Annotated in this window: 5 protein-coding genes; all 5 read right to left on the reverse strand. The window is 54.7% G+C overall.

Annotation, left to right across the window (positions count from 1 at the left end; translation table 11 throughout):
- Positions 1-951, reverse strand: a complete 951-nt coding sequence (gene ispH / locus FDW87_RS16295; RefSeq protein ID WP_016155658.1) for a 4-hydroxy-3-methylbut-2-enyl diphosphate reductase — start codon at positions 949-951, stop codon at positions 1-3.
- Between the two features lies 1 nt (position 952).
- Positions 953-1,402, reverse strand: coding sequence for an FKBP-type peptidyl-prolyl cis-trans isomerase (gene fkpB / locus FDW87_RS16300; protein ID WP_003018929.1), 450 nt, complete (start codon positions 1,400-1,402; stop codon positions 953-955).
- Between the two features lie 117 nt (positions 1,403-1,519).
- Positions 1,520-2,017: a signal peptidase II gene (gene lspA, locus FDW87_RS16305; protein ID WP_003018932.1), complete on the reverse strand. Its 498-nt coding sequence runs from the start codon at positions 2,015-2,017 to the stop codon at positions 1,520-1,522.
- Positions 2,017-4,833, reverse strand: coding sequence for an isoleucine--tRNA ligase (ileS, locus tag FDW87_RS16310; RefSeq protein WP_115191012.1), 2,817 nt, complete (start codon positions 4,831-4,833; stop codon positions 2,017-2,019). Before ileS ends, lspA begins: the two co-directional genes overlap by 1 nt.
- A 37-nt stretch (positions 4,834-4,870) precedes the next feature.
- The coding region (gene ribF / locus FDW87_RS16315; RefSeq protein ID WP_252363220.1) for a bifunctional riboflavin kinase/FAD synthetase at positions 4,871-5,647 on the reverse strand (777 nt) is incomplete at its 5' end.

Consider the following 5,647-nt stretch of genomic DNA (forward strand, 5'->3'; position numbering starts at 1 on the left):
TTACTCTACTTCACGAACATCCACACGCAGCTCTTTCGGTACTTCGAAAACGATGTTTTCTTCACGCCCTGCCAGCGGAATAGCTTCCCCACCGCCAAGCTCCTGCAGGCGAGCAATCACGTTTTGCACCAGGATATCAGGCGCCGAGGCACCGGCCGTCACGCCCACGCACCTGGCTTCTTTCACCCACGCTTCCTGGATATCGGTCGCATCGTCAATCAGATACGCCGCTTTCCCCATTCGTTGGGCCAGTTCAGCCAGACGGTTGGAGTTAGAAGAGTTTTTCGAGCCGACCACCAGCACAACATCGGCCTGCTCCGCCAGCGCACGGACCGCTTCCTGACGGTTGGTCGTGGCATAACAGATATCGTCTTTGCGCGGCCCGACAATTTTCGGGAAACGGCTTCGCAACGCGTCAATAACGTCAGAGGTGTCATCAACGGAGAGAGTAGTCTGCGTCATGAAGGACAATTTGCCTTCATTTTTTACATTCAGTTTCAGCACATCTTCAGGTGATTCGACCAGATACATTCCCCCCTGCGGGTTACTGTACTGGCCCATCGTGCCTTCAACTTCCGGATGCCCGGCGTGACCAATTAAAATTGACTCTTCACCGCGACGGCTGGCGCGGGCAACTTCCATATGCACTTTCGTTACCAGCGGGCAGGTCGCATCAAAAACCGTGAGGTCGCGGCCTTTGGCTTCGTTACGCACCGCCTGAGACACGCCATGAGCAGAGAAAATCAGGATCGCGCCATCCGGTACTTCACTGATTTGCTCAATAAAAATAGCGCCGCGCTCGCGCAGGCTATCCACCACATAGCGGTTATGCACCACTTCATGACGGACATAAATCGGTGCGCCGTAAATAGCCAGCGCGTTTTCCACAATGCTGATAGCGCGGTCTACGCCAGCGCAAAAACCGCGCGGGTTGGCCAACAGGATCTGCATTTTACGCCTCCAGTGCCGGTTCGACTTCCAGCACTTCAATATCAAAATGAACGGTATGCCCGGCCAGCGGATGGTTGAAATCAACCGTGATCGAGTCACCGTTGATTTCGCGGATCACACCAGGCATCTCACTGCCGTCCATTGCGGTAAAGAGCATGATAGCGCCAATTTCTGGCTCGCCCGCGTCCATAAATTCCCGACGCGAGAAATACTGAATCAAGTCCGGGCTTGACACGCCGAAGGCGGCATCCGGCTCCAGAGCAAAAGTGGTTTTATCACCTTCTTTTAACCCCAGCAGGTGTTGTTCCAGTCCTTCAGACAGAGAACCGTCGCCCAGGCGAAACAGCGCAGGCTTGCCGTTATTGCGGGTTGACTCTGCGGTGGAGCCATCGTCGAGCTTAAGGGTGAAGTGCACCAGCACCGCACTGTTACTCTGTACTGATTTAGACATGCAGGTTGCTCTTTAAAATTGCTGCCGCCTGTTTGCCCGATAGCGCTACGCTTACCGGGCCCACAAGGATCGCAGTATATTGTAGGCCGGATTAGCATAGCGCCATCCGGCATTTTTTTATGCGGCTTTTTTCTCTTTCGACGGTAAGAAGCCTTCGAGGACAATCAATGCCGCACCGATACAGATCGCCGTATCAGCAAGGTTGAATGTCGCGAAATGCCAGTCACCGACGTAAAAGTCAATCATATCAACCACGAAGCCGTGCCACAGGCGGTCGAACAGGTTGCCCAGCGCACCGCCAATGATTAACGCATACGCGATGTTGTTCAGCTTCTGCGTCGCCTTCGAGCGATACATCATCACCATCAGGATAACGCAGATACCAATGGCGATACCGGCAAAGAACCAACGTTGCCAGCCACCGCTGTCGGCTAAGAAGCTAAACGCCGCACCATAGTTACGCGCGTAGTGCAGATTAAGCGACGGGAACAGCGACACCGTATCCCCCAGAGCAAAGTTCTGGAGGATCAGGTATTTGCTGCCTAAATCGATAATCAGCACGACTACCACCAGCCACAGCCAGCGTAGTCCTGTTGAACAAAGAGGCTTACTCATCAGGCAAACTTACGTTGTTCGCCATCACCGGCGATGTTGCTGACACAGCGTCCGCAGATATCTGCATGTTCCGCCACCTGGCCGACATCGGTAGTGTAATGCCAGCAGCGCGGACATTTCTCACCTTCGGCTTTGCTTAGTACGATTTTCAGACCTTTGAGCAGTTCGCTCTGCTGAGCATCAGCAGGGGCCGCTGCATAATCCACAACCGTTGCACCGGAGGTCAGCAGAACAAAGCGCAACTCTTCGCCCAGCGCGGTCAGTTTCGCCGCCAGTTCTGGTTCAGCGTACAGAGTAACCGCTGCTTCCAGCGAACCACCGACTTTCTTATCCGCACGCGCCTGCTCGATGACCTTGTTCACTTCGCCGCGCACTTTCAGCAACTCGTCCCAGTAGGCGTCATTCATCGCTTCGGTTTCGCCTAAGCCAAACAGACCTTCGTACCATTCACCGGTAAAGACGTACTTCTCACGATCGCCCGGCAGGTAACCCCAGATTTCATCAGCGGTGAAGGACATGATCGGCGCCATCCAGCGTACCAGCGCTTCTGCAATATGGAACAGCGCAGTCTGGCAACTACGACGCGCCACGCTGTCCGCTTTCGCGGTGTACTGACGGTCTTTGATGATGTCGAGGTAGAACGAACCCATTTCTACGGAGCAGAAGCGCATCAGGCGCTGTACTACTTCGTGGAAGTCATAGGCTTCATAAGCTTTCAGGATCTCTTCCTGCGCAGCTTGCGCACAACCTACCGCCCAGCGATCCAGCACCACCATCTCTTCCGGTTTCACCATATCTTTTACCGGATCGAACCCGTTCAGGTTCGCCAGCAGGAAGCGCGCGGTGTTACGGATACGACGATAGCTGTCGGCAGCACGTTTCAGGATTTCGTCAGAAACGGCCATTTCGCCGGTATAGTCGGTAGAAGCGACCCACAGACGCAGAATATCCGCGCCCAGTTTGTTCATTACGTCCTGCGGGCTTACGGTGTTACCGATAGACTTGGACATTTTACGACCCTGACCATCAACGGTGAAACCGTGGGTCAGTACCTGACGGTATGGCGCTTTGCCCTTCATTGCAGTGGAGATCATCAGAGAAGACATGAACCAGCCGCGGTGCTGGTCAGAACCTTCCAGATACATATCTGCCGCATGGCCTGCAAACTCAGGACGCACGTCCACAACGGATGAGTGGGTTGAACCGGAGTCGAACCACACGTCCAGCGTATCCGGGACTTTGACATACTGGTCAGCTTCATCGCCGAGGATATCTTTCGGATCGAGATCCCACCACGCCTGGATGCCGTCAACTTCAACGCGTTTGGCCACTTCTTCCATCAGTTCGATAGCACGCGGATGCAGCTCTTCGGTGTCTTTGTGAACAAACAGAGACATCGGCACCCCCCACGTACGCTGACGGGAGATACACCAGTCAGGACGGTTGGCAACCATCGATTCAATACGTGCCTGGCCCCAATCCGGGATCCATTGCACGCCTTTGATCTCTTTTAGCGACTGCGCGCGCAGACCTTTCTGATCCATGCTGACGAACCACTGCGGAGTCGCACGGAAGATGATCGGCGATTTGTGGCGCCAGCAGCACGGGTAGCTGTGCTGCATCTTCTCAACGTGCAGCAGAGCGCCTTTATCGCTCAGCAGCGCAACGATTTTGTCGTTGGCTTTAAAGACGTTCACACCGTCCAGATCCGGATAGGTACCCGCCAGATATGCGCCGTCCGGACCAACCGGGTTAGCGATTTCCAGACCGTATTTCTGGCTAATGACGTAGTCATCCGGACCGTGGCCGCCGGCGGTATGGACCGCACCGGTACCAGCATCCAGCGTAACGTGATCGCCAAGAATAGCCGGCACGTCAAAGCCCATAAACGGATGGGTAAAGCGCAGCAGTTCCAGCTCGGCGCCTTTTACGGTGCCCAGAATAGTGTATTCAGCCGCACCAATACGCTGCATGACGCTTTCAACCAGATCCTTCGCCAGAATCACAGCCTGCCCGTCAATCTGCACCAGCGCATAGTCAAAATCAGGCGCCAGAGAGATTGCGCGGTTCGCCGGTAACGTCCACGGGGTGGTAGTCCAGATAACCAGTGAGATCGGGCCATTGACGTCAGAAACGCCAAATTTCGCTTTTACCGCGTCCTGATCGGCGGCGTGGAACGCAACGTCGATGGACGGGGAGGTTTTGTCATAATACTCAACTTCCGCTTCCGCCAGCGCGGAACGGCAATCAACGCACCAGTGCACCGGCTTCGCACCTTTGTGCAGGTGACCGTTACCGATGATTTTACCCAGCGCACGAATGATGTTGGCTTCAGTTTTGAAGTCCATGGTCAGGTACGGATGCGACCAGTCGCCCAGCACGCCAAGACGGATAAAGTCTTTACGCTGACCGTCAACCTGCGTCGCTGCGTATTCACGGCATTTGGCGCGGAACTCAGCGGCGGTGAACTTCTCGCCCGGCTTGCCGTATTCCTGCTCTACTTTCAGCTCGATAGGCAGACCGTGGCAGTCCCAGCCCGGAACGTAAGGCGAGTCGAATCCCGTGAGTCCTTTGGACTTCACGATAATGTCTTTCAGAATCTTGTTAACCGAGTGACCAATATGAATGCTGCCATTCGCATAAGGAGGGCCATCATGCAGAATGAAGGTTTTTTTGCCTTTTTTGGCCGCACGAATGATGCCGTACAGGTCATCATCAGTCCAACGCGCCAGCATTCCCGGTTCACGCTTGGCGAGATCGCCGCGCATCGGGAACCCTGTTTCCGGCAAATTCAGGGTTGATTTATAGTCACTCATCAGATTCTCGGTTCCGTATTTAAAACTCGTATAGGCATTAAGCCGGTTTTGTTAGCCCAAAAAATTCACGGGCAGTCAACTCATCACGCGCAATCTGCGCTTTTAGTTCATCCAGCGAGGCAAATCGCTGTTCGCTGCGTATTTTTTTACGCAGTACTACATCTATATGGCGACCATACAGGTCCATTACAACGTCCAATAGATGCACTTCCAACTGTTGGCGTACGCCTGCTACCGTCGGGCGTGTGCCGATGTTGGCGACGCCGGGGAAAGGTTTGTCACCCAGCCCCATTACTTCAACCGCATAAACCCCTTTCACCGGAGAAACCTGGCGACGAAGCGGTAAGTTTGCCGTCGGAAAACCGATAGTGCGCCCTAACTCGTCACCGTGAACTACGCGTCCTGAGATAGTAAAAGGATGCCCAAGCAGGCTTTCGGCCAGTTGCAGGTTATCTTCCGCCAGCGCCTGACGTACCGCGGTGCTGCTGATGCGCACACCGCCTTCACAGAAGGTTTGGGTGCTGGTGATATCAAAACCATACTCAGCGCCCGCTTCCTGTAATAACAAGAAATCGCCCGCACGGCTAGCGCCAAAGCGGAAATCATCGCCAACGGCAAGAAATTGTACACCAAGGCGCTTCACCAGCAGATCGCTGATGAAGGTCTGCGCCGTTAATGCAGCGAAGCGCCTGTCAAAACGCACGCACAGCACGTAATCAACGCCGCACTCCGCCAGATAACGCAGTTTTTCCCGCAGGCGGGTGAGGCGCGCAGGTGACTTGTCCGTCGCAAACAGCTCCAGCGGCTGCGGCTC

This window comes from Citrobacter sp. wls826 (assembly GCF_005281245.1).
Classification (GTDB): Bacteria; Pseudomonadota; Gammaproteobacteria; order Enterobacterales; family Enterobacteriaceae; genus Citrobacter; species Citrobacter braakii.